Consider the following 23340-nt stretch of genomic DNA (forward strand, 5'->3'; position numbering starts at 1 on the left):
GGAGCTGGCGCTGCTGGTCGCGCTCGCCACGCCTGCGTCGTCCTTGGCGTTGCGGCCATGACGATCCCGGCGAGGGGCCCAGCGGTCGCTAAACCATCATGAAAGACAGCCCCTTCCAGCCGGCGGAGGCATGTTCCCCCGGAGGGGCGATACAGCGTATATTGGGGACATATGGAGTCCGGTTCCGCCCCAATGCCCGTCGAAACGCCACCGAATCCGCCGCCGAAGCGATCATTTTCGCTGTCGATCGGCCAGATGACGTTCGGCAGCTTCATCCTGGTGCTGGCGGTGATCATCGTCACCTCGACCGCCAGCGTGATCGCGATCCGGCATATCGATGCCACCTTCGCCGAGCTTCAGCGGCTGCAAAGCGTCGGCGATCTTGCCGAAGACATCGACCGCCGCATGAACGATTTGCGGCTCGCCGCGCGTGACTTCGTCACCGATCCCGGCGCGGGCATCCAGTTCAAGCAGGTCGGCGAGGCCGCCTCGACCCTGAGCGAGATCCTCAAGAAGACCCGCATCGAGCTCGCCCCCGAACAGCAGGACATGATCGACGGGGTTTCCGAGCGCTTGGCGACTTACCGCAGCGGGCTGGAGCGGATTTCGACCCTGATCGATCGCCGTGCGCAGTTGCTCGCCGGGTTGCCGCCGCTGCGCGACCAGTTCGATGCGGCGGTCTCCGAAAGCGGGGATCGTGATCTCGCCGCTCGGCTGTCGGAGGCGCAGAGCCGGATTGCGCTCGGGCTGCTCGCGCGCAATCCATCTGCTGCCGAGCAGGCCGCGCAGGGTATGCGGACGATGGATATTGCTGATGGCAAGTTGAAATCGGCCGTGAACAATTACGCCGAGGCCATCATTGCAGTCGCCGTCCGCGAACGGCAGATCGCCGATATCGACCGCGAGGTGCTGGGAACGGAGGGGAGGCTGATCGGCCGCGTCACCGAATTGCTTCGTGACGTCAGCGACCGCCGTGGCCATGTGCTCTCGCGCGACTTCGCCCGAACGCTTGCGGAGGCGCGCTGGCAGAGCATCGTGCTCGGCAGCATGGGCGTGCTGATCGGCATCCTCGCGGCCGGGTTCGTGGTGCGGCGGACGGTGCGTCCGTTGGCCAAGATCGCGCGCTCCATCCGCGCGCTTGCGGCAGGCGAGAAGAACGCCTCGATCCCCTCGGCCGACCTCGGCAACGAGATCGGCGACATCGCGCGCGCCGCAGAGGTGTTTCGACGCGCGCTGGAGGAGGCCGACACGGCTCGTGAGGCGGCGGTGCGCGCGCTCACCGAGCAGCGGCTGGCCGAAGAGAGCTATCGCAAGCTGTTCGAGGGCTCGATCGACGGCATCTACGTGACGACGCCATCAGGCGATCTCCTCAACGCCAATCCGGCGCTGGCGCGGATGATGGGCTATGATAGCCCGCAGCACCTGATCGACAGCATCAGCGACATCGCTCACACCATCTACGTCGATCCCGCGGCGCGCGAGGAGTACCAGCGGCTGATGCACCGCGACGGCATGGTGCGCGAGTTCGAGTATCAGGTTCGCCAGCGCGGCGGCAACATCCTCTGGCTCTCCGATAGCGCGACCGGCGTGCGGGACGAGCAGGGCAGGATCGTCCGCTACGAGGGCACGTTGCGCGACATCACCGATCAGAAGCGGGCGGAAGACGCCATCGCCGAAGGCCGGCGCCTGCTCCAGCAGGTCATCGACACCGTGCCTGCCGTCATCAACGTCAAGGACCGCAATCTTCGCTACGTGCTGATGAACCGCTACATGGCCGGCATCTTCGGTATCGAGCCCGGCGACGCCCTCGGCCGCACCACCGCGGATCTGATGTCGCGCTATGGCGCGGCGAAGACTGACGAGAACGACAAGCGCGTACTCAGCTTGCGCAAAGGTCTCGGCTTCTATGAGGAGGAGTACCAGGACGCCTCCGGCAACATGCGGCAATGGCTCGTCAACAAGCTGCCGCTGCTCGATGCCGCCGGCGAGATCGAGCGGATCGTCACCGTGGCGCTCGACATCGGCGAGCGCAAGCGGGGCGAGCAGGAGATGCGGAAAGCCAAGGATGCTGCCGAGACTGCGCTGCGCAATCTGCGCGAGACCCAGGCCTCGCTGATCGAAGCGGAGAAGCTCGCTGCGCTCGGACGCCTGGTCGCCGGCGTCGCCCACGAGGTCAATAATCCCGTCGGCATCAGCTTGACGGTTGCCTCTGCGCTCGAGCGCAAGACCGCGATGTTCAGCGCCGAGGTCGAGCGCGGCGAGCTTCGCCGCTCGACGCTCAACGACTACCTCAACACCAGCCGAGATGCGTCCTCGCAGCTCGTCTCCAACCTCAATCGCGCGGCCGAGCTGATCCAGTCGTTCAAGCAGGTCGCGGCCGACCGCAACTATTCGGACCAGCGCAGCTTCGATCTCGCCGATCTCACCGAGCAGGTGGTGATGAGCCTGCGTCCGGGTTTGCGCAAGCAGAACCTGACGCTCAACGTCGAATGCCAGCCCAATTTGACCATGAATAGCTATCCCGGCCCGTACGGCCAGGTGCTGACCAATCTGTTCCTGAACTCGGTGGCGCACGCCTTCCCGGACGGGCGTCCGGGGACCATCGACATCAAGGTGCGCGAGAGCGGCAAGGACAATGTCGAGGTCATCGTCTCCGACAATGGTTGCGGCATGAGCCTCGACGTGCGCCGCCGCGCCTTCGATCCGTTCTTCACGACGCGGCGGGACCAGGGTGGCACCGGCCTCGGGTTGCATATCGTCTACAGTATCGTCACCAACCGGCTTGGCGGGCGGCTCGACCTCGATTCCGAGCCAGGCGGTGGTACGCGTATCCAGATGATCCTGCCGCGCACTGCGCCGCTGGAGCAGGCCGCCGAATAGCGTTTGCCTAAACTCTAGTCGACCTCTGCGAGCTTGTGCAGGGTGGCGCCGAAAATCAGGCTGGCCTTGCCGACCAGCGCGGTGCCGGTCATCTCTGCGCGGGTGTCCGTGTAGGTCCCGCTCACGCCGATGCCGACCGGGGCAGGGCCGCCGAACAGCGGATTATCATCGCCCCGCGGCGAGGTGTGCCGTTGCACCAGCACCTCGCCTTTGAAGGTGTGCTCGTCCTTCACGACGTAGCTGCCGGTGTAATAGAGGTAGGCATCGCCGCCAACGATCTTGCCGTCGCGAAAAACAATCACGCCGCTACCCTTGCCGACTCGACCATCGAGCAGGCTCACGTGAATCGAATAGAGGCCGTTCTTCATAACGTCCCGTCCGCCGGCCGCGGTCGCCCATTGGCGTAACCGGTGAAGCTTTTATGCCAAAGCGTGATCCCTCGCGCAACGCGTTACTGGCAGGGAGGTCGTGCGCCCTTTGGGCCGACCGTAATTGTCCCGTCTTGTCTGTGACGCTGACATGACGATCTGATCATGCAGCGAGGCCAGTCGTTGCGAATCAGAGTTGGCCCGCGAAATGCATAACCATTGTTGCACTGGCCGCGGGGTGCTGGAGCAAGACGAACGTGAGCAACTGGATCGATTCCGGCGGCAATGAGCCGCGTCTGTACAGTGCGCGTCCCACGAATTGCGAAACACAACGACGGAGTATTGGCCGTCCCAAACGGTGGCGAAGCGCGGCAGGTCTTGCTTGGGCGTTGACGCTGATCGCGCTGCTTGCCCCTCGTGGGCACGCACGCGACCGCGGCCAGTTCGTCAACACCAACGCCGAGCTGAAGGCCTGGTTCGACGGCTTGCGCAGCGGCAAGGGGCCGTGCTGCTCGGATGCCGACGGTTCGGCGATCTCGGACTCCGATTGGGAGAGCAAGGACGGGCACTATCGTGTCCGCATCCCGCGCCTCGGCTACGCGATCGAAGGCAAACAGCAGGAGCTGGTCTGGGTCGACGTGCCCGAGGAGGCGGTGATCTCGGAGCCCAATCGGGTCGGTCGTACCATGGTATGGCCGATCTACGGCTATATGGGCGTGACCATCCGCTGCTTTATGCCGGGTAGTATGACTTAGCGCGGCAACACGCCGGTCCGGCGCGTTTAGGGTCCGCGTCAGCTGTATTTCTTGTCGCGCTCGAGCAGCTCAATGGAGATGCCCTCGGGACCGCGGATAAAGCAGACGCGGACGCCGGGCCGGATCGTGGTCGGCTCCCGCGTGAAGATCACGCCCTTGGCCTTGATCTCGGCGGCGACGGCATCGATGTCTTTCACCGTGAGCCCGAAATGGTCGAGGCCCTGATGGGGGTGCGGGGGTGGCGGGCTGACTTCGCTGTCGCCGTCCAGCGGCGCGATGAATATCCTTGCACCGCCGAGATTGACGTCGATGCGCCCCGGCGCGTGCACAATCTCGCCGCCGAGGATATCCCGCAGCCAGATCGCAGTCGCTTCCGGATCGGGGCTGCGCAGATGGACGTGATCCCAGGTGACGACGACTGGCATTTCAATTCCTTCCCGACAGGAGCTTGGCGATGTTGCACCGCATGTTAGCGATCCTGATCGACAATCGCCACCAGTGCTCCTATCCGAGATTCGCGCGCTTGCGGGAACCTTGGTCCGTGTGGTGGATTGAAGAAGGAGGCGGGTGACGCACTGATGCGCGCAGGGCTTGGTCAGATCGGACTGGGAAGCTTCGCAAGGAAGAGCGAGGATTGCCTGCGGCCCGGGCGCGGAAGCATTTGGTTCCAGCGAGGGGTTTTGTGGCTGCTGGCGGCAATCTTAGTTGGCGGTGCCGTTTGGTTGCTGATGCCGCCGTCCGAGGCCAACGTCGCGCCAACCAGGCCGGTGAAATTGGCGTTGGCAAGTGTCGAACCGCCTTCCCCCACAACTGTCTCGAATACCTCCGCTGCGGAGGTCGCCAGTCTCGACCGGATGAGGATCTCGTCGCAGACTTGGCGCCGCGGCGGGCTCGGCTCGAAAGCGCTGGTGACCTTCACCCTCCGAAATGACAACGATTATGCCATAAAGGATGTCGAGATCGTCTGCGCTTTCACGCGACGCGACGGCAGCCATCTGACCGACCGCAGTCGTGTGCTGACCGACACCGTCGGCATGAAGAGCCGCAAGACCTTTGCACGCGTCCCCGTCGGATTCGTCAACGTGAACGCCGATCAGGCGAAGTGTTCGCTGGTCACGGCGCGACGCGTCTAAGGGCTGCCTTTCCGCTAGCGGAAAAGTTACCGTCCTTGCCTCTTGGCCAAAATCTTGGCGTTGCCATTTGAACCAAAGGCTGGGCGCAGGAACCAATTAAAGGATCGCCGGTTAAGGCGAAAAGCCCACGCGGGGATGCGGGGGGCGGAGCGTGGCCAATGCCCATCTTTCGGTATTTCATCTTCGTTGGTGGAGCGCTGCTCGCACTGTTGTTCGCAGCTAATTTCGTCTGGCCTGCGTTGCCGGCGCCGCAGGCTGTTGCAAGTACAGGCTATGACCAGCCACTGATCCGGATTCGATCCGACCGTCATCTGCCCGATCGTGTGGTGCTCGACACCAGCCAGCCGACCATTGCCGCGCCCGTGGTCGAGACGGCGGCCGTCGCACCGGCCCAGCCGCCGGCGCAGGCAGATGTGCTGGCCGACATGTCTGCGAAGGCGCGGGTGCGCGAGACATTCGCCCAACTCACGCCGAAGGCCGGTGCCAAGCCGCAGGTTCAGGCCCCGGCTCAGCCCAGGCGCAGGGTGGCACGGACGCATCCGGCACCGCAGCGCGGCCAGCCGATGATGCTGGTCGCACAGCAGCCGCATTTCGGCCTTTTCAACACGACTTGGTAGCTGCGCCTTTGCCGCCTCGATTCAGGCGGAGAGGGCTTTTTATTGTCCGTCCGCTCTGCTAATTCGAACCGATCCGAACGTCGCCGACGTGCTGGCCTGCCCGTGGATGACCATGACGCTTCGGTTACGGCCCAACTCCCGGGGCCAGGGCGCTCGTAGCTCAGCTGGATAGAGCATCGGATTTCGATTCCGAGGGTCGGAGGTTCGAATCCTTCCGAGCGCGCCATCTAATCCATTGAACATTAGGCGCTTTTCGAAATCGGCTGTTTTCCATTCTGAACGCCGTCCAACGCCTCATTCTGAACGTTTGTCGCCGCTTCGTTCGCCAGCGCCTCAGCGAGCACATGTGCATGCCGCTTGCGCGTCGCCGAGAGCATGCGCTTGGCGGTGCGCTTCGCGTAGCCCTCATAGGCCTTTTGGGTCTTGTGGGTGGAGAGGGCGCGCCCCTGACCGTCCGTTAGTTCCGCCTCCTCAAGCTCGGTCATCCCGCCATGCCGGCAGGCGTCCAGCGTGAAGTGCGGCGGCACGCCGTCGATCTTCTTGCGAAGCCGCGCGACGACATGGTTAAGCGAGCTATATATCCACGGCTTGGCCGTCCCCGCGTTGGGCTTCTCTTTTTTTGCTTTCTTGCCGATCTCCCGCAGGATCATCGGCACGCCGAGCTTCGGCAGCTTTGCCAGCACCTCCTCAGCGTCGGCATAGAACAGCACTAGACCTTCAGCGGTACGCTCCTCGAGCGGGTGGGGCGCAACAGTACCTGTCTTGTGGTGCTCCACGTTGATGATTGTGGGTGCAGTTGGCGAGCGGTAGTCCGACCATTTGATGCAGCCAGCAACGACGTTCTCCGGGCGCTGGAGCCATTCGAAACAAATGACCGCTGTTGCCGCCACTTCCGGATAGCCCGCATCAATTGCGCCCCAGGCGAATGCATAAACCTCGTCCCTGGTCACAGCGAGCTTCTTACCCTTTGGGCGGACCTTTAGGGTAACTCCCGTCCATGGATTTGGCACGTCTCTATCGAACTCGTCGGGGAAGAGACGGTGCACCACACGCCACGCCTTGCGGCACAATCCGATTAGCTTCTCGCCGGTGCGCAGGCGTAACGTGCCCTTCAGGTCCTTCTTGCCTGTGCCTTCCAGGAACTTGTCATACAGCTTGTCCGCTGCCCGCGGCGTAATCATCCGGGCCGGACGGCTGCCAACGCGATCACCATTCTTGGTCTTGATGTCGCATATCTGCTCCATGGCCCACTCGTAGTCGCTGCGTGAGCGCTGGGCGACCTTCTCCAAATAAGCCTTGCTGATCTTGTATTCTCGGAAAAGCCAATCGACCGTACCGTATTTGGGAACGTTCGGACCGGGCGAGACAGGCTGGCCTTTGCGTGCCAAGTCCCATTCGTCGAACTGCTCATTCAGCGTCTTGGCCCGCTCCGTCATTTTCGCGAAGTCGCTGCCAAGCGGCTCGTTCAAGATCGGGCATTCAAGCTTCCGATATTTTGTCGGAACGTTGTAGTAGAAGGCGAGGGTGCCTCTCGCGAGCCGCTTAGGGATGACGTGCCGAGGGAGAGCCACGGTCACAGCTCCTCGGCGAGGTCGCGGTGTCCGCCGTCCGGCGCTATTGCCATGTCCAGATCGTCCCTCAGCCATAGCCGCCTGCGTCCTTCCGCAACCCGTGGCAAAGGATACTCTTTGCCCACGCGCCTCAGGAAGGCCTCTGCTGAGGCTTCCCCACAATACCCTGCGGCCAATTCAACGGGCATGCGCCGGGGCCATGAGCCAGCAGGTATCGCTGCCGGCCTCATGCTGCCCTCCTGTGCTCTGCCGAACCGGTTTGGCAATGGCCTATCGATTTCGATAGGCTATCCTCAATAACACTTCCCCTACACCTCTTAGGGCCAGGGGCCTCAAGACCCGTGGCATGGCCTACTGATTTCGATAGGCCATTGCCAGATTGTGAGGTGTTCCACCGATAAAGGGCGGCACATCCTCGGGCGGGTGGCCGGATCATTTCGATCCTGCCTATCACCTGCAACGCCTTACGGCAGCGACGCAGCTGAGGAAGCGACCACCCAAGCTTCTCCGCCAAGCCGTCGGCAATCAGGAATTTGGACGTCGGGGAGTTCTGTGCCCTGAGCCAGGCGAGCAAGGTCAGCAAATGCGGATCGCTTGCCATCTCCAAGGTCTCCTCGATCGTCAAAAAGGCCCCGATCTGCCCGAACCTGTTTCGGCCGCGCTCTGTCGCTGACCACGCTGAGCGAGCAGCCTTGACGACCTCGTCGGCAGCGAGAGGAGGATTCAGCGACTGGCAATTGAAGGTTTCGGCGACGTCTAATAGAGCGGCGAAATCGTCGCATGAACGGCATTGCCGCATGCAATGCTTCCACAGGGCATCGTTGCGGCGCCCCATTGAGATCACTTCCGCATTCGCTTCTGCGACGAAGTTCTGCAACGGAGGTAAACGATCGAGATCATCAAGGCTGCCGGCGATGATCTGGTAGTTCGATTTTGTGCCACGGCTGGGCGGAGCGACTACAAAACCGCCGCCCAAAAAATCCACCGGAAGGCGCGGATCCGGGCGAATATGCCTTCGCTCGCCGTTGTGGCGGTACCAAGCTTGATAGTTGCCCGATCCAGAGCGAACGACGAGCGGGGTTTTGCCGTGGCGCGTCATTGCGTACGCGAGAATGCGCTCATCTTTGGAATCGCAGTCCAGGACGGTGATTTTAGTTCTAGCCCCGAGCGCAAATCCAAACGCCTCTGCCTCGGGAAACTGTCTCGCGAGACGATCGCTGTAGGGACGTCCGGTCCGCAGATAGTTCTTTGCCATCGGCCTTTTCTGGCTGCCTTCGATGCGAACCGGGAAGGTGGCCAGGCCGTGCGCAGCATAAACGGGCTGCCATTCTGCGAACGTGCTCAAGAGGCGCCCCCGTCAATCGCAGCGTCCGGGATAAGCGGGGGGGTAACCCCATCCGTATCCGTTCCCACCAGCAAATCCGTGGCGATCCAGGCGGTGGCGAAATGCGTGGATGTCCGGTTGCGCCGCCGTTCGCCACTTGGTTTGATCAGGCCCGCGTTTCGCAGCTCCGAAATCCTAGGGCGAGCTGAGAACGGACTGACCTGGAATCTGTCCGCGCATTCGTCCGCCGTCCACGTGAGGGGATGAGTTTCAAAGAAGTGTTTTGCGAATTTACCACGCAGATCTGCGGCTAGAGGCGCGATAGCGTTCGCCGACTCCTCCGAAGTGCCGCCGCGTTCTTTCGCTCCTGGCCTGTCCGGATAGGGACCACACGCGAGATTCCAAATGTCTCGCACTAGCTGCTCTGGATCGACTCTTTTCATCGTGTTGGGCCTCCGGCAGACGGAACGCCTAGGAGGTCGCAGAGACGATCAACAAAGACGTCACAATTTTCTTGGGTGATTACGAGAAAGGGATCGCTTTCTTCGTCCCACGACTTCTCCTGTCGAATAACGAGCCCATTCCATCGATTTCGATAGACCGCAGTGGCTCGCTGCTCTCGGAGAACGACGGATTGATCTGATGACCAATCGAAGTCATCGTAATCTCGTTCTTTGTCCCGAGCATCGCGCGCGGCTTCCTCTGCCGCGGCGAGAAGCGGCTCCTCAAGCGCTTTGCCGGATTTCTGTTCGAGTTGATCGGGATCGAAGTTGAATTTTCGCGCAGATATGCTATCGAGCATTTGCTAACTTTCTCTTCGGCCCGGCGGCGTTACGAGCGCTCAGCCGGGCTTCTATTTGAGGAGGAGGTTTGATTACGCGGCGACGTCAGAGTCGCAGTCGGCGCCGAACTTCGGCAGCGCCTCCAGCCAAGCCTTAGCTGCGGCTTTGGTAATGACGGTTTTTCGACCGACCTTGCGGGCCTCGAGCCGACCAGCAGAAATTTCGCGGTAGCACGTCGCGCGAGACACAGAGTTTTCCGCGCAGAAGCGGTCAAGAGATACGGCACCTTCAAGCATAGTAATTCCTCGGTTGGTTGCGCGAATGCGCAAAGCGTTGGTGAGACACAACCGGGAATGTACAGGCGCTATAGGAGCAGTAGAATCGAATGGCTGGTTTTGGCAGAAAATGGCAGGCGTTGGCAGGCTAACCTGCGCCCAAGACGCGCCTGACGCTCGCTACTGATGGGATTTTATGCGCGGTTTCTGAGTAGCCTTTGGCGCCCATCTTTCGTTGGTAAGCTCCGCCAATATGATCGGCGATCTTTGGCCAACTCCAATCGCGCGTCACGTATCCCACGTTGAAGGGCGGAGTTTCGAGTAGTGCAAGACGGATGCACTCCAGCGTGGCCGTGTCGTGCGGCTTTGAGGGGATTGCTCGCGCTCCGGCAGGCACGGTGAGGGCGGCTTCGTTACCGGCGGACGCAACTTCCGAATATGGAAACTCGCTCAGCACGTCGCTTTTTCTAACGGTCAGGTGAGTAAATGTCGCGCCTTGTCGTAACCCGTGCAGGTAAAGTTGATCGTTCATGTCGCCTTCGTCCCAGTGCTGAAGGTCAACATAGGGATAAGCCAAAATCCAGCGCTCACGTCCCGGAGGAACGCTGTCTCCAAAAGGCGTCGAGATGGATATGCCATCGAACAACGTCCGGTCTGGTGCCTGGCGTCGTGCATTGATTTCGATCTCGCCGGTCGCGATGAGCGGCAACAAGCGAGAAACGGCATTCTGCCAGGCGGCGACGTCGTTCAGGTCTCTATCTTGAGCGCCACCATTGGTCATGATCCACATGAGTGCGGTGGACAAGGGCACGTATCCCGCACGGTCGGCCCGGGTCATAGGCTCGATCATGTAGGGCGCAACGAACAGACCAGTAGGCCGGTTTGCCTCGGCCTCCCGCGCAAGCTTCGCTATTCGCTCTTCCACCGTACCGGTTGGTTCGTCGGGGAGGCCGTCGAGACTATTTGGCATGACACCTCCGCAGGTGCATCCGCAGGGAAGGGCGACGTGGCGGCCGGTGCGGAAACCGGCTTTCGGCGGCCAAACCTAGCCACGTCTAGAGCACAGGTAGAAGTCGCCTCCCGAATTGCCAAGCTCGGCTGACACTCGCCCGTTCACGGTCGTGTGTTCTGGTTGGGTTCTTATTTGCGAGGGTTTTTACATCTCTTTCAACGGGTGTTGACAGAGTTGTAAAAGTGCGTTTCTATGGACCCCACTGACAGGTGGAGCGTATTCCGTGGTCTCCAACGGCAAGTTCATTGCCTACTATCGAGTGTCTACCGCTCGCCAGGGACGCAGCGGGTTAGGCCTTGAGGCACAGCGGGCGGCGGTCGCCAGCTATTTGAATGGCGGTAACTGGACCATCGTGGCTGAGTTCACGGAGGTCGAGAGCGGTCGCAAATCCAATCGACCGGAGCTCGATAAGGCGCTCGCTGCCGCACGCCTGCATCGGTGCCCCCTTATCGTCAGCAAGGTTGATCGCTTGACCCGCAGCGTTGCCTTCCTGAGCCGATTGCTCGAAGCAAACGTTGACATGAGGTTCGCTGATCTTCCGCAAATCGAAGGAGCGACAGGGCGGTTTCTACTTCAGCAGATGGCGTCCGTTGCCGAGTTGGAGGCCGGAATGATTGCCGCTCGTACGCGGGCGGCGCTCGCCGCTGCGAAAGCACGGGGCAAGAAGCTCGGTGGGCAGCGCATCCGTAAAAGCGACGGCCAGCCGGTCAGGATCGATCGGGCAGCCCAGAGGTGTGGTGCCGCAGCAAACCGGAGGAGGGCCCTTGATCGTGCTCTCGATCTAGCCCCCACAATTGCGGAGATCCGCGGCCGCGGCGCGCTGACCCTACAAGCAATCGCAGATGCTCTGAACAACGCCGGCATTCAGACACCGCGCGGGCGGGGTCAATGGAGCCCGATTCAAGTAAGGCGGACCCTCGCCGCACTACCGGACGCTGATTGTGCCACGCAATAGATTGGAGCCATGCCGCGGGCGAGCAAGTACGGGAATCCCTCTTGCGCGCGCCCAGAGGTTGCAGGAGAATCTGGCGGGAACGAGGGCTGGAGCATGGCCGACTGGGAGAGCGAATTTTCATTCCTCAAGGACCGGGACCTTGAGCCTGAAATCAAAAAGATCCTCCTTGAAAATCTGCTCAAGGAAAAAGCTCAGAAGCCGCTGCTCAACGAAGAACTAGCTGAAAGGCGAGCTACGCTGCGCCTAGAGAAGTTGAAGTTCTGGCACAATACGCCGCTCGTTGTGGCCTTGGTCGGGCTCGTCACGATAGGTGCGAACGCGGTGGTAGGTTACTTCCAGACGAGGCAGGCAGCAGCCAACTCCATAGCGATTAAGCAACTTGAAGCTACTATCTCTGAGGCGCAGGGGGCCTCTGAGAGCGAAAGGGCTCGCCAGTTTGAGAAACTCAAAACAGATCTTCAGGAGAGCACCGCCCGGGCCGAAGCCACTCGTAAGGCCTCCAAGGAAGAGCGGGACTTCGCGTATAAGATCATCCAGGACGAGCTTGCAAAGAGCGAAGATATCAAGGGCCGCGCAGCGATCCTCCTATTCCTAGTGCGGGCGGGGGTCCTCAGCAGCTTAAATCGATCTGAACTCGAGCAAATGGCGTCAGCCGATTTGAAAGCACCGACGAGTTCCGATGCCCAAATACCTCTGACCCTGGGGCGCCCGTATTTTGGGCCAATAAACATCTGCGTTGGAAGCGGCGGAGGAGCCTCGTGTCTCGGACCCGGAGTAGTCGCATATAGCTGTGCGGACTACAGTTCAATTGGAGGCGGCGCAGATTCCACTTACGACGCCTTCAACAAACGCTTTTGCCAAGGAAGAGGTGATCCAAAGGTGAATGTCCGTCACAACTTCAGCATAGCGGGCGGCCAGTGCGGATGGACCAGCTTCACGGTTACATGCCCTTCGTGAATTGGTGCGCCGGTTCAGGCTCGGTATAGTTCAAGATTGCGTGAGATGCGTTTTTTCTCATTGGCCGCCGAGATGCGTTGAGAGACGCCTGTATTCGCTGGCGTTCGCGCAGAGAGTTTGCGACGTGTACCGGATGACATGTTGCCAGCCTTGTATTCACGTCAGTCACATTCTACGTTGGGTTTGCCATCCTCTTCGGGATTAGAAGAGGCTTCGTGCGCCAGACGAGTGGCGCAGCGCTTACGTTAACAGCGCGGGATAGGGTGAGCGTCCATCTTAGCTTCCCGGTTAGTGACCCTCCGTTACGAAGTCACCTACGTACTGGCCAAGCGTTACTTTCGGCTGGGAATTGGAGCACCCTATCAGCTCCCGATTCGCGGCTCTCTGATCGAAGCCGCCCTGTCGCGCCAGGAATATTGCCGTACCGACAAAGTCGTACCGGCCCCCCGTCAGCCGGCTCTGAGGCTGAGCCTCAACCCATCCCGAACTCAATCTTTTCGAGGGAAGCCTCGTCATGTCTGCATCAAAGACGGTTGCCGTCTTCGATCGTAACTTCAATGTCCGCTGTCCAACCGCCTTCACCGAGGCGGTGGACAAGGCCGCGGCGAAGCGGTGGGTCAAGCCGGCTGCATATATTCGCTCAGCAATCCTTGATCGTCTGAAGGCCGACGGCTTCGAGCCCGAGACTGAGCTTGGAGGTTGATTATGCCTCAATCTCCAATCTCGCGCTTCGGCGACGGCCAACCTGGCGAGCGCCAATATGCGCTTGTCGAGGGCGACCAGATCCTTTCGATCAGCGAATATCGCAGCACTGCACCGGGCGATCCCAGTCCGGGACGCAGAGTGTTGCCGGTCGAGTATGCCGACTCGATGCCGTTTGATCCGGACCTCCACTACCGGCTCGATCCCGTGGCTCGCGTCGATGGCGATCGTGTCGTTCGCGTCTACCCGGTGATCCTAAAGAGCGAGGACCGGGCATGATGAAGGCGAGTCAAGTTCTCGTTGCGGCTCTGCTACTCGCCTTTTCAGCTAGTGGCTCATCGGCCCAGCAAGTGTGGAGATGGAGCCAAACTTCCGGAAGCAACTCTGTCTCCGATCCGGCAATCAACTGGACTGTCGGAATGGCGCCGAGCGCGGTCTCCCCATCTGCGCGCTCGATGATGGCAGGGATCGCGAGATATCGAGACGATATTTCAGGAGCGCTGACCACAAGCGGTACGTCAACTGCGTACGTGCTGACGACCAATCAGGGTCTTTCTTCGACGCCCAACGATGGGCAAATGATCGCCTTCACTCCGCATACAACGAACGGTATTGCGCCGACGATTACGACTGATGGTGGAAATACCTATCCAATTCAGACTGCGCCTGGTTCCGCTGTCGGGGCGGCGACGTTGATTGCAGGAACCCCTTACAGTGCTAAGTTTTCGAGTGCGGCTGGCGCCTGGGTCTTGCGCGATTTCTACAGCTCGGCGTTCAACGTTCCGCTGGGCGGACTTCTGCCTTCCACCATCGCGACGCCACCGAACTCCAACTTTATTCTTCCGGCCGGTCAGTGCATCTCGACTGTAACCTATGCGGCCTACTGGGCGGCGCTGGGAAGTCCGGCATCTGGTAGCTGTCCTGGTGGTCAATTCGCAGTCATCGATTTGCGCGGGCGCGTTCTAGCAGCCCTCGATAATCTGAACGGTTCGGCGGCTAATCGCCTAACCTCATCGTCGACCGGATGCGGAACGGCGATGACGTCTGTGGGGGCTACTTGCTCGAACGGTAGCGAGAGCAAAACGTTAGTCACGGCAAATCTTCCACCCTATACTCCCAGCATTTCCGTTTCGGTCACTTTCCCGACGACAGTGACCGGCCATTCGCCGAATAACATCTTTACCCCTGGCGGATGCTGCGTTGGCTATGGTGGTGGATCAAGTGGCGGAACTGCGCTCGATATCTCTGGCCTATCTATGAACTCCGCCGTTACGCCAGGTGCGCAGGGCGGCACGAGCACTCCTTTGCCAGTGGTGCAGCCTACTGTTGCCGTCACATATTTCCTGAGGGTCTTGTGAGCCAATGCCGACTTTTGAATTATCGAGTCCAACGATCGGCAGATATCGAGTTGATGCCCCTGATGAGCATGCGGCAATGGCAGCCGCGTCACAGATCGGTCTAATAGACAAGCCGCCGTTTGATCCGTCTAAGCCGTACCAGGTGGTCGGCAAGCCTTTCGATCCGACAAAGCCTTATACTTCTGCTGATGATTGGGAGGCGTTTCCGCGCGCTAGGCCTCAAAAGAAGCCCTTCGATTTTACGTCTCCGTCCGGGCGGCGATACTCGGTTGAGGGGCCGGAAGGAGGAACAGTACCTCAGGCGTTCGAAGTGTTGCAACAACATCTGAAGAACTCCGGGGATGGCGACGCGTCGAAACGAGACAATTCATGGGATTGGGAGCAATTCCCGCGCGCTGATAAGAAGCCCGAAGTCGTTTCTGCAAACAATGTTGTCCGATCCGCCGCAACCGGCGTCCCGATCGTGGGCGGTGTGTTGAACAAGCTCGACGCGGCGACGAATGCCACCTTGGCTCCGGTCCTCAATCCGTTGTTTGCCGAGAAGGACCAGCTGAAAGGCGATTGGTCGCAACGGTATGCTGACTCGCTCGCGCAGCAGGAGGGCATGGACCGGAAGTTCGAGACCGAGCATCCGGTAATCGATACAGGAGCAAAGATCGCTGGTGGCGCCGCTTCCATGGCTCCCATCGCGGCGACAGCGACGGGTGCGCGAGTGCTAGGCTTGGTCGGTAGTTCTCTGCCCGCGCAGATGCTTGCCGGTGGCGCCAGTGGGGCAGCCATCGGCGCCGCGGATGCAGCGACGAGAGGCGAAGATATTACTTCTGGAGCAATGAAAGGAAGCGCGCTCGGCGCAGCTGGCCCCGCCGTTGGCCGCACGATTGGTAAAGTTGTGCAAGGAGTGAAATCGGCTGTTTCGCCACCGCCTGCTATCCCGTCCGCCGAAGATTTGAAAGATGCGGCAACTGCGGGCTATGACGCACTGCGACGCATGAACGTGAAGCTGAAGCCCGCGGCTATAAACAATTTAGCCACAGCGGCGAAGCAAAATCTGATGGACGATGGGTTGCGGGACTATCTCGCCCCCAAGACGTTCGCAGTTCTAGACGAGCTCGCGCAGCGACAACCAGCCAGCGCACATGTCTCGTTTGCAGATGTCCATGGAATCCGTCGCGTTCTCGGCAAAGCCGCGCAATCAATCGACCCGACTGAAAAAGGCGCGGCAACTTCTGTCATCAACGCACTTGATAGCTATCTAGAGTCCGTTCCGTCCTCAGATGTCCTAAGCGGGAACGCAAACGTAGCGAGTCAGGTATTCAAGAAGGCACAAGCGAACTACGCGGCGTCCAAAAGGTCCGACCTGTTGCAGGGCAAGATCGCCGATGCAGAGTTGCAGGCTAGCTCGGCCAATAGCGGGGCCAACCTCGAGAACGCTCTTCGCCAGCGCGTGAAGGACATACTGAAGAGCCAGAAGTTACGGCAGGGGTTCTCTCAGGATGAGATCCTGCAGATGCAGCGGGTTGTTCGCGGTACAGCTCCGGCGAACGTCATCCGGGCCGTCGGCAATCTCCTAGGTGGCGGGGGTGGGCTGGGATCGCTTGTGACAGCTGGGGCAGGAGCAATGGCTGCGGGTCCGGCCGGCGTCGCGGCTCCAATTGCTGGCGGGGCAATCAAGAAGCTCGGCAATAAGATGACTATGGCTCAGCTTGAGAAGCTCGATCAAATGATCCGGGCGAGAGCGCCAGAGAGTGCGATGGCCAACGCATTGCGGGGCGCGATCGAGGCGCGGCGCGCTCAAGCCATCTCGAATGCTGGTCGGGCGGGAGCCGTTATCGCTCCAGGTCTTGCTCCCGCTTTCGCCGGTCAGAACGGTCAATAGCAAAGCCGATGGCAAATGTGACGACCATGAGGGCAAGCCATCCCCAAAGCCGCCTCTATCGACAACGAAGCCAGTGAAGGGCTTCATGACGAACGCCATCACCAAAAAGAAAATGACACCACAAGCGATGAGCCAAGGACGAGTCATATGCTGAAGGTCATTGGATTATTTTTGGGCCGGCTGATCCTGGCGGCAACAGGGAATCCCGAACTTTCTCATATTGCAAAAGTATACGGACGAGCTTTTCCGGAACGCTATCGGCTAACGGTAGTAGGATCACAGATCCGTCTTGACCTTCCAACTGGACAGTCACAATGGGACGAATGGAGTCGTATGGCCGCGCCGGATTATCTGGGAACGTGGCCACGACATTCACAGCCATCGGTAAGTTGATCACCTTGCGTTCAGCCACCAGCCACCTCCAAGCAACTTAAGGGCGCAGGCTAATACAAGAATAGCCGCCATCGCAATAAGGGTACGGCGGCCAATTCGGTTCATCTGGCCCCCCGGGCGGCAACGGATCAAAGCAAACCTGATTTCTTCCTACGCGAGAGAGACTATTGGTCAAATCGCCTGAAAAAACAGCCCCAAAACAACGGGGCAGGCGTTTCCTTCCCGGCCAATCCGGCAATCCGAGTGGCCGACCTAAGGGAGCCAGGAACGCGACGACGCTCGCGGTCGAGGCATTGCTTGATGGTGAGGCGCAGACACTGACCCGGAAGGCCATTGAGCTGGCCAAAGATGGTGATCTAACCGCCCTCCGGCTTTGTCTAGAGCGCATCTGTCCGCCGCGCAAAGACCGGCCCGTGCCATTTGCGTCGCCTGCGATCAGCACCGCAGCTGATGCCGTGAAGGCGGTTGCGGCGATCGTGCAGGCCGTAGGGGCCGGTGAGCTGACGCCTTCCGAGGCCGGGGAGTTGACGAAGATCGTCGAGGGCTACGCACGGATCCTCGAAGTCGCAGACCACGAGGAGCGGCTCAAGAAACTAGAAGGACTCCAATCGGAGCGGTTGCGGTAATGGGCGGTCACGACAGGCGTTTAGCCAAGCTGGAGGGTGCCTTGAACATCCCACCCAAGGCTTCGGAAGATGAGTGCTTAGTAGCCGAAGTGGTTCTCGGTTGTGAAAGAGCGGAGGTCGTTCGGAAGGGCGGCTTTGAGGCTCTCTCAGCCGATGAGCAAGAAGCTCTGCTCACTGCAATCCAAGCTGAACTTGCGCGCCGATATGACACGGGAGAGCAAATTGGCATCACACCGTAGGCGGCTGGAGAACCTGGAGGCGACGTTGGCGACAGAGGGGCGGCCATTCCCGCTTTGGGGCATGGCAGGTGAGGACTCCGGCTCAGATCTGCGGTTTAAAACAGAGCTGGAATTGAACGCCGATATCCGGCTGGCACTGGCTGCGGGGGCGATGTGGTCTCTCGATAGGCCCATTGTCGTCGTCTGGAAATTGCCCCGCGATCACTGAGAGCAGTGGCGGAACAGACAGGCCACGCTCCCCTTGCACTCCATCCCCGGTTGCGCTTTCATGCGTCGTTCACGGGGCTGAATGCGAGCTGTTGATCACCATAGGTGCGCTTTTGCTACTGACCGATGGTGCGGGCTCCCGCCGCCGCCGGTGCGTTGTCGATCAGCGCCCACCGGCTTTGGGACGGTTCAGACTGTGTGTCAGTGACGTTCTAGAGCGATGAGACGTGTCATGCGGGTTGTAAGAATAATCGTTGGCGTGCTCTGTTTTGGAGTCGGCATTGCATTCGCGATGGGTGCAATCAATGCCCTGGTACATCCCGGCTACTTCCACAGCGACGTTGACGTTTGGATGCCATCTATGTTTGGCGCGATCTTCTTGCTCAGCAGCTATCTGCTTGTCCGGCGAAGCACACCGAGGACATGACCGATGGGTGGAGCTAGCCGATACTAACGGCTAGCGAAGATGGGGGATGAGGTGTCGTCAGAAAAGATAAGCCCGAGGGTGCCGGATGTCGTTTTCGGTGCTCTGCTTACGATTGCAGTCTTTTGCGTGGGAGTGGTTTCCATCACGGAATATCGTGTCCCGGGCATCAGAGGTGAAGAGTCGCAAGCTTTTGCATTGGCGTGGTGGCTGAAGGACGCAACCGGATTTCTAACAATATTCCTGGTGCTAATTGGCTTCGGTCAAGCGCTGCTCTTCCTGTGGCAACTGATCTTGATGCGCAAGAGCCTCCAGGACGCACAGATTGCTGCATCATCTGCAGCCTCCGCAGCCTCCGCAGCGCAAAAACAAATCCAGCTTGCTTATAGACCATTTGTTGGGGTCGATCGAACGACAGTAAGTTCGATATCCCAGTCAAACAACAGTATTTCCGTCGAGATAAGGGTCTCCTTTAAGAATGTTGGGACGTTCCCGGCCCGTGGTCTCAAGGTCTACCCAAAGCTCGTCATCGGCGGTCTACCGACGAGTGGTAAGGAAGCCGCAATCGCGATAGATGACGACTTTATCAATGAGACTCCTTCTTTCAGGAGATCCCTGATGGAAGGGGATATGATATTGCCTCACGGCGCGACGTTTGACAGGCCGCTCAGAATGTGCGCTCCGCTTCGCGCTGACGGTCAAGCACGCGATGGGTGGATAATGATCGCTATCGCGTATTGGGGGCAGGAAAGGGAGGATGATGGAACTCCGAAGGCACATTTAGGCACGTTCGCTTACGAGTTGGTACAAGGACCGTCGCCGCGGTTGGTCCCGCTATATGGGATTAGCGCTGGTACGACCTGATCGAAAGCGACCGTCCTGTTATTGGAGAGTTCGATGCGACATGAGATTTTGACTGTTGACACAACTAGTAAGGGCGTTGCTTCATCAGCGAAGCGAAGTATTTGGACCACTTCCGCTTTAGTGATCGCGTTGGGATGGCTGAATGAGGCTTATCTACACGTCCCTTTGCTGGCGTTAGCAGATATACAGGCCAGCTTGGCAAATTGGATCGAGCCAATTTTGCTAGCGCTTGCTGCCGGTCTCTTTCTTATAGCGTCCCGTGCAGCGAGCATCGGAGGAGGTAGCGACGCTCGCTACTGGGCCGGTCTCTCCATCCTTTTTACTTTGTTGTCTCTGGACGAAGCCAGTAATCTGCACGAACTGATCCTGAAGCCGCTCCGGTCAGCTGTTGGCGCCGAGCCTGTTCTTGTTTGGATGTCGCCAGCCTTCGTTGGGGTTCTCGCGGCGGCAGTATACTTCGCTCCTTTGCTAAAGCACTTACCCGTCAAATTTGCGCGTCGATTTGCTTTGAGCGCTCTCGTTTTCGTGGGTGGCTGTATTGTCGTCGAAGCGATATCTCAATATATCGCCGTACATGAGGGAGTAGCCTCCTTAGGCTATCGAACGAGCGCGTGCGTCGAAGAAACGCTCGAAATAGTTGGCGCGACTATGCTCTGTAGCTATTTGATCGACTATCTTCAAACCCGCTGGCACACCATTGTCGTGCAAAAGGCATACCCGAAATGCCTTAAGCGCCTTGGCTAAAATGTGAAGGACCGGGGCTTCTATAATCGCTCAGCGCGCGAGAAACCTAGTTTCTCGACCAACCAAAGCACAGTCGATACCGCCCCCAATGCCACTGGGCGGTTTGATGAGGAGCGTGGTTTTTGTGGCGGCTTCAATCAAATTTGAGGCGGCCTTACATGCCTCATCACCGCTCAGTTCAGCAATGCTCGGCTTTCCAAGTACAATGTCGTGACTGCCGTCTAGAAATTGCCGGCCCACTCCATTGAGCACGTTCCTCGCGAAATACTCGTTTTCGCCGAATGGCAGGGTGTCTGGACGATCGTCGCGGTCGAACTGCCGCATTGGCACCGGCTGGTGTCTCCCCTCGTGATCCTGAATATTTCGCGCACATTCTGACGGGGGGACTCCACCGGCCAAATCCGGTTTCCCCGAAACTGGAATGGCGGGAGAACCTGAAGCTTCTCGGAGGTCGCCGGGCGGGTGGGGCGGGGACAAGAGCGGGTGACAGCGAAGTCCCGGCCGGTCCTCACGCCAGCATCGATTTCACCGACGATGCGGAGAATGTAGCTCCGTTTTCATTGAACCAGTTTATCCGTCGGTGTGCTTAACCTCGGCGTGCCTGTCCCCGCCTACGATGAGCGTGCGCTCTTTGGGGCGGTACTCGGTCAGAAGATTTTCGTGCGTATCACCAAGGAACTTCTCGATGCTGCTTAGGGCAGCGATCATTTTCGTTAGCACCTCTTCGTAGACTGGCGCATACATTTCTTCCGGCCTTCCCATGAAATGAATGAACATGTGAAGCTGATCGAAAAAGATGAGAAACTCTTCATCCTTATTGTACTTGCTGCAAAACTTTCCAAAGCCGATCGGACTCGCGAGATCCCCCTCGGTTTCAATCATCCATTCTCCGATGGCCTCGATATAGTTGTACCAAAGCGCGGTGCTCTCGCTTGCAGCCACCTTGTAGGCGTCAAATCTCTCGAACAAGCCTGAGATGAATTTGCTTCCCCTTGCCACCACCTGGGCGCGCAGCACTGCCGTCTGATAGATTTTCATCCAGGCGGAGAAGGCGGCGATCTTGTAAGCGGTGATCATGCAGAAATACCCGGTCTTGACGAACCACTCCGGCTTTCTCTGGAAGTCGTAGCTGGGTATCTTGGTGAGTGACTTTCGCATCTCATAGGCGGGTTCGCCTCCCTCTGCGAGGGTGGTTCTTATCGCCTCAAGATGCCGTCTGAGTTCGTAGCAGGAAAGCCAAAGGCCAGTCGCCATGACTTTCCGGTATCGTCTTCGCTGCAGCCATGGCTCGAGAAAATACCGAAGCCCTCCGCCGGCTCCCAAAAGGGCCCCCAGCAGCAACAGCAATTGACCACCGACGGTGATGTACTGATCGCCGTTAGACTTGTTACTCGCTTGTGCGAGAGCCGGAGCGATTTCAACCGCGGAGACAGCCGCGCCGAACGCGGCGCAACACGCCGCGCGCTTGATGCTCAGAAGGCACCAAGATAACTCTGGTTGTTCAATCCAGCTCGACGTGTTCGGCGATCTCGGGGCGAGCTGCCTCTGAATTTGCGCAAACAAGCGCTCTAGCTCACGGAAAGCTGGCATGCCGCGATTCCCCGCTGACCCACGATTTCAGCCGAAACGGGCGCGCAAAGGCAATGCCCTTGGTATTTCCCGCTCTTCTTTGCTGACGGCAGTGGTCCGAAAGGGCCGGTGATCCATTTTTTGCCTGGCTCGATTCTGCGAGGGACCGGTTGCAAGTAATCAGGGGCCGTTAAGCTAGCTCTCACGGCGTGAATGACGGCTTCAGACCACGGTATTTGGACCACCACTCGTGCACGGCACTCAGATAGTGAGCGCGAGCCGCCAATAGCTTCAGATCTTTGCCCTCTGGCTGCGATACTAGAATAAGCGCAGCATGGCTAAACCGCAGGGCTATTTCATATAACCACGCCGTCAGCTTTCGATCGTCATAGAACGGACCGACGATAGCTAGGTTAGACGGTCCCGTTGTTGTCAGCAAAATACCTGGGTACGAGGCATGTGACGCCGCCTCAGAAATCAGATCATACACTCTTTTTCGCTCTCCGATCGTAGAACCGTCCCGAAGGTCAAGCGCATTACGGATTACGCCGGGTCCAAAATGAGAGATGCGTTTTTTCTTGTCCGCACGTTTCCACTCATCGATTTTGGATGGATAGGTCGAAAGGTAGTCCACGAGGAAGTACGTCTCGATCACGTCCCGAACCAGGTGAAAGGCGTGCTGATAGTATCCGCTCAACGCAAGCTTTATTGACCCGCCGGCCGCGTTGAATAGGCGGATCCCGAGATACTGGAGCGTCAGCTCGTTTTCGCTTCCGTGCATATGATCATGGCTGAATGCATAAGTAACATCCATCGCCTCCGCCAGCATACTCCAGTGATCACATAACCCACTGTCTGAATGAATCGCGGAGACGCTTTTTGTTCGGATATCCTCTTCATGGCCATGCAAGGACGTCAGGTTGTCTGCGGCCTTGCGCATGTCCAAAAGCTCCGTACTCGCCTCAATCCCAGTTTCGCCTTCATGCGAAGTACTTCACTGCTTTGCCGCCTCTGCTGGTTGTTGTAGCGGAGCGGCAGCTACGGGCGTCTGGGGTCGAGGCTTTGCCTTCGCTCGGGGTGCAGGTGGTGGTGCAGGGGGAGTAGGCGGCTCCGGCTCGACAGCCGCGGCTGTCTCGTTACCAGGCTTGCCTTGGAATTGAATGTTGCATTTTTTGACAATGGACGCCTGCTCGATGGCCGCCAGCTGTCCTTTCATCTGCGCAAGCTCAGCGGCCGTCTGCTTGTCGCCTCCGACGAGAAACGCTGCTGGCCAGAAAATCACGACGGCAGCTGTCGTAGCGACGACGTCCTTTGTACGCTGGCTGTCCTGGGCGCCGGACAGTGCTGCTGCGCGAGCAGAAACCCCTTGAGCTTCCATTGCGAGCTGCTGGCAGTTGTAGTTCTGATACATCACCGGCGAAACATAGGCCGCGGTTATATCGGATGATGATGACGCGCAGCCCGCCAGCGCGGCTCCGAACGCGAGTATTCCCAGATTGCGCATATTTTGATCCCCCAGCCGGGAATGATCCAAGCGCAACCAGCGCGCGTGTGCAATAGAAACGCAATGCAGCAAGGTAGGGTAGCACCATTCAACTTTTGGCTTAGAGGGATTCAGTCGATCCGAAGCGCTGGTGGCTCCATAGGAGGCCGTGACAACGGGGGCGCGAACTATGGCCATGACGCGTGCTCACTGGTGAACGCATAGA

The 23340-nt window shown here is 59.2% G+C and carries 25 protein-coding genes and 1 tRNA gene; 15 read left to right on the forward strand and 11 right to left on the reverse strand.

All coding sequences use genetic code 11. From position 1 onward, the window contains the following. The first annotated feature begins 192 nt into the window (after nt 1–192). A complete protein-coding gene (locus BM374_RS17435; protein ID WP_092294231.1) occupies nt 193–2880 on the forward strand; it encodes a PAS domain S-box protein in 2688 nt (895 codons plus the stop codon). A 14-nt stretch (nt 2881–2894) separates the two neighbouring features. On the opposite strand, the gene BM374_RS17440 is transcribed toward BM374_RS17435, so the two are convergent. Beyond that, nucleotides 2895–3248, reverse strand: coding sequence for a GrlR family regulatory protein (locus BM374_RS17440; RefSeq protein ID WP_092294233.1), 354 nt, complete (start codon nt 3246–3248; stop codon nt 2895–2897). 257 nt (nt 3249–3505) lie between these two features. Between BM374_RS17440 and BM374_RS17445 the strand changes: the two genes are divergently transcribed. Then, nucleotides 3506–4003: a hypothetical protein gene (locus tag BM374_RS17445; protein ID WP_092294235.1), complete on the forward strand. Its 498-nt coding sequence runs from the start codon at nt 3506–3508 to the stop codon at nt 4001–4003. A 38-nt stretch (nt 4004–4041) separates the two neighbouring features. Here the strand turns inward: BM374_RS17445 and BM374_RS17450 are convergent, their stop codons facing one another. Then, on the reverse strand, nt 4042–4428 hold the full coding sequence (locus BM374_RS17450) for a VOC family protein (RefSeq protein ID WP_092294237.1): 387 nt from the start codon (nt 4426–4428) through the stop codon (nt 4042–4044). 153 nt (nt 4429–4581) lie between these two features. On the opposite strand from BM374_RS17450, the gene BM374_RS17455 reads away from it, so the two are divergent. The 3 genes from BM374_RS17455 (at nt 4582) to BM374_RS17465 (ending at nt 5979) form a co-directional block, all read left to right on the forward strand. Next, nucleotides 4582–5136, forward strand: a complete 555-nt coding sequence (locus BM374_RS17455; RefSeq protein WP_092294980.1) for a hypothetical protein — start codon at nt 4582–4584, stop codon at nt 5134–5136. A gap of 158 nt (nt 5137–5294) precedes the next feature. Further along, nucleotides 5295–5753 (forward strand): hypothetical protein, encoded by a 459-nt coding sequence (locus BM374_RS17460; protein WP_092294239.1) that lies wholly within the window; start codon nt 5295–5297, stop codon nt 5751–5753. 149 nt (nt 5754–5902) lie between these two features. Continuing rightward, nucleotides 5903–5979, forward strand: a tRNA-Arg gene (locus BM374_RS17465). A 16-nt stretch (nt 5980–5995) separates the two neighbouring features. Here BM374_RS17465 and BM374_RS17470 read toward each other — a convergent pair. From BM374_RS17470 to BM374_RS17490, 5 genes are all read right to left on the reverse strand, one after another. Further along, nucleotides 5996–7222: a site-specific integrase gene (locus tag BM374_RS17470; RefSeq protein ID WP_092294241.1), complete on the reverse strand. Its 1227-nt coding sequence runs from the start codon at nt 7220–7222 to the stop codon at nt 5996–5998. Between the two features lie 328 nt (nt 7223–7550). Then, on the reverse strand, nt 7551–8669 hold the full coding sequence (locus tag BM374_RS17480) for a bifunctional DNA primase/polymerase (RefSeq protein WP_092294245.1): 1119 nt from the start codon (nt 8667–8669) through the stop codon (nt 7551–7553). A 418-nt stretch (nt 8670–9087) separates the two neighbouring features. Further along, nucleotides 9088–9450 carry a hypothetical protein gene (locus BM374_RS37925; protein WP_143270202.1) on the reverse strand — a complete coding sequence of 121 codons (363 nt, stop codon included), beginning with the start codon at nt 9448–9450 and terminating at the stop codon, nt 9088–9090. Nucleotides 9451–9522: 72 nt separating this feature from the next. Further along, nucleotides 9523–9726 (reverse strand): helix-turn-helix domain-containing protein, encoded by a 204-nt coding sequence (locus tag BM374_RS17485; RefSeq protein WP_092294247.1) that lies wholly within the window; start codon nt 9724–9726, stop codon nt 9523–9525. 127 nt (nt 9727–9853) lie between these two features. Beyond that, complete coding sequence (locus BM374_RS17490) at nt 9854–10675, reverse strand: hypothetical protein (protein WP_092294249.1); 822 nt, start codon at nt 10673–10675, stop codon at nt 9854–9856. Nucleotides 10676–10940: 265 nt separating this feature from the next. On the opposite strand from BM374_RS17490, the gene BM374_RS17495 reads away from it, so the two are divergent. The 10 genes from BM374_RS17495 (at nt 10941) to BM374_RS17540 (ending at nt 20062) form a co-directional block, all read left to right on the forward strand. Beyond that, nucleotides 10941–11672, forward strand: a complete 732-nt coding sequence (locus tag BM374_RS17495) for a recombinase family protein (RefSeq protein ID WP_092294251.1) — start codon at nt 10941–10943, stop codon at nt 11670–11672. 93 nt (nt 11673–11765) lie between these two features. Then, the gene (locus BM374_RS17500; protein ID WP_143270203.1) at nt 11766–12629 is read left to right on the forward strand and encodes a hypothetical protein; all 864 of its coding nucleotides are present in this window, start codon (nt 11766–11768) and stop codon (nt 12627–12629) included. 514 nt (nt 12630–13143) lie between these two features. Next, a complete protein-coding gene (locus BM374_RS17510) occupies nt 13144–13332 on the forward strand; it encodes a hypothetical protein (RefSeq protein ID WP_092294257.1) in 189 nt (62 codons plus the stop codon). A gap of 2 nt (nt 13333–13334) precedes the next feature. Next, nucleotides 13335–13610 (forward strand): hypothetical protein, encoded by a 276-nt coding sequence (locus BM374_RS17515; protein WP_092294260.1) that lies wholly within the window; start codon nt 13335–13337, stop codon nt 13608–13610. Beyond that, nucleotides 13607–14689, forward strand: coding sequence for a phage tail protein (locus BM374_RS37930; RefSeq protein ID WP_143270204.1), 1083 nt, complete (start codon nt 13607–13609; stop codon nt 14687–14689). Before BM374_RS17515 ends, BM374_RS37930 begins: the two co-directional genes overlap by 4 nt. A gap of 4 nt (nt 14690–14693) precedes the next feature. Next, nucleotides 14694–16565: a hypothetical protein gene (locus BM374_RS17520; RefSeq protein ID WP_143270205.1), complete on the forward strand. Its 1872-nt coding sequence runs from the start codon at nt 14694–14696 to the stop codon at nt 16563–16565. A 560-nt stretch (nt 16566–17125) separates the two neighbouring features. Next, nucleotides 17126–17584, forward strand: a complete 459-nt coding sequence (locus BM374_RS17525; protein ID WP_092294265.1) for a DUF5681 domain-containing protein — start codon at nt 17126–17128, stop codon at nt 17582–17584. A gap of 153 nt (nt 17585–17737) precedes the next feature. Further along, nucleotides 17738–18031, forward strand: a complete 294-nt coding sequence (locus BM374_RS17530) for a hypothetical protein (protein ID WP_092294268.1) — start codon at nt 17738–17740, stop codon at nt 18029–18031. 477 nt (nt 18032–18508) lie between these two features. Continuing rightward, entirely contained in the window at nt 18509–19318 is an 810-nt protein-coding gene (locus BM374_RS17535) for a hypothetical protein (RefSeq protein WP_143270206.1), read from the forward strand. A 33-nt stretch (nt 19319–19351) separates the two neighbouring features. After that, nucleotides 19352–20062, forward strand: a complete 711-nt coding sequence (locus BM374_RS17540) for a DUF8692 domain-containing protein (RefSeq protein ID WP_143270207.1) — start codon at nt 19352–19354, stop codon at nt 20060–20062. A gap of 30 nt (nt 20063–20092) precedes the next feature. Here the strand turns inward: BM374_RS17540 and BM374_RS17545 are convergent, their stop codons facing one another. The 4 genes from BM374_RS17545 to BM374_RS39410 form a co-directional block, all read right to left on the reverse strand. Further along, complete coding sequence (locus BM374_RS17545; protein ID WP_092294274.1) at nt 20093–20386, reverse strand: hypothetical protein; 294 nt, start codon at nt 20384–20386, stop codon at nt 20093–20095. Between the two features lie 246 nt (nt 20387–20632). After that, on the reverse strand, nt 20633–21652 hold the full coding sequence (locus tag BM374_RS17550; RefSeq protein ID WP_092294276.1) for a hypothetical protein: 1020 nt from the start codon (nt 21650–21652) through the stop codon (nt 20633–20635). Between the two features lie 181 nt (nt 21653–21833). Then, nucleotides 21834–22571, reverse strand: coding sequence for a hypothetical protein (locus BM374_RS17555; RefSeq protein ID WP_092294278.1), 738 nt, complete (start codon nt 22569–22571; stop codon nt 21834–21836). A gap of 54 nt (nt 22572–22625) precedes the next feature. After that, nucleotides 22626–23312 (reverse strand): hypothetical protein, encoded by a 687-nt coding sequence (locus BM374_RS39410; RefSeq protein ID WP_244552618.1) that lies wholly within the window; start codon nt 23310–23312, stop codon nt 22626–22628. Between the last annotated feature and the right edge of the window lie 28 nt (nt 23313–23340).

Origin of the sequence: Bradyrhizobium sp. Ghvi (genome assembly GCF_900115265.1) — a bacterium.
Classification (GTDB): Bacteria; Pseudomonadota; Alphaproteobacteria; order Rhizobiales; family Xanthobacteraceae; genus Bradyrhizobium.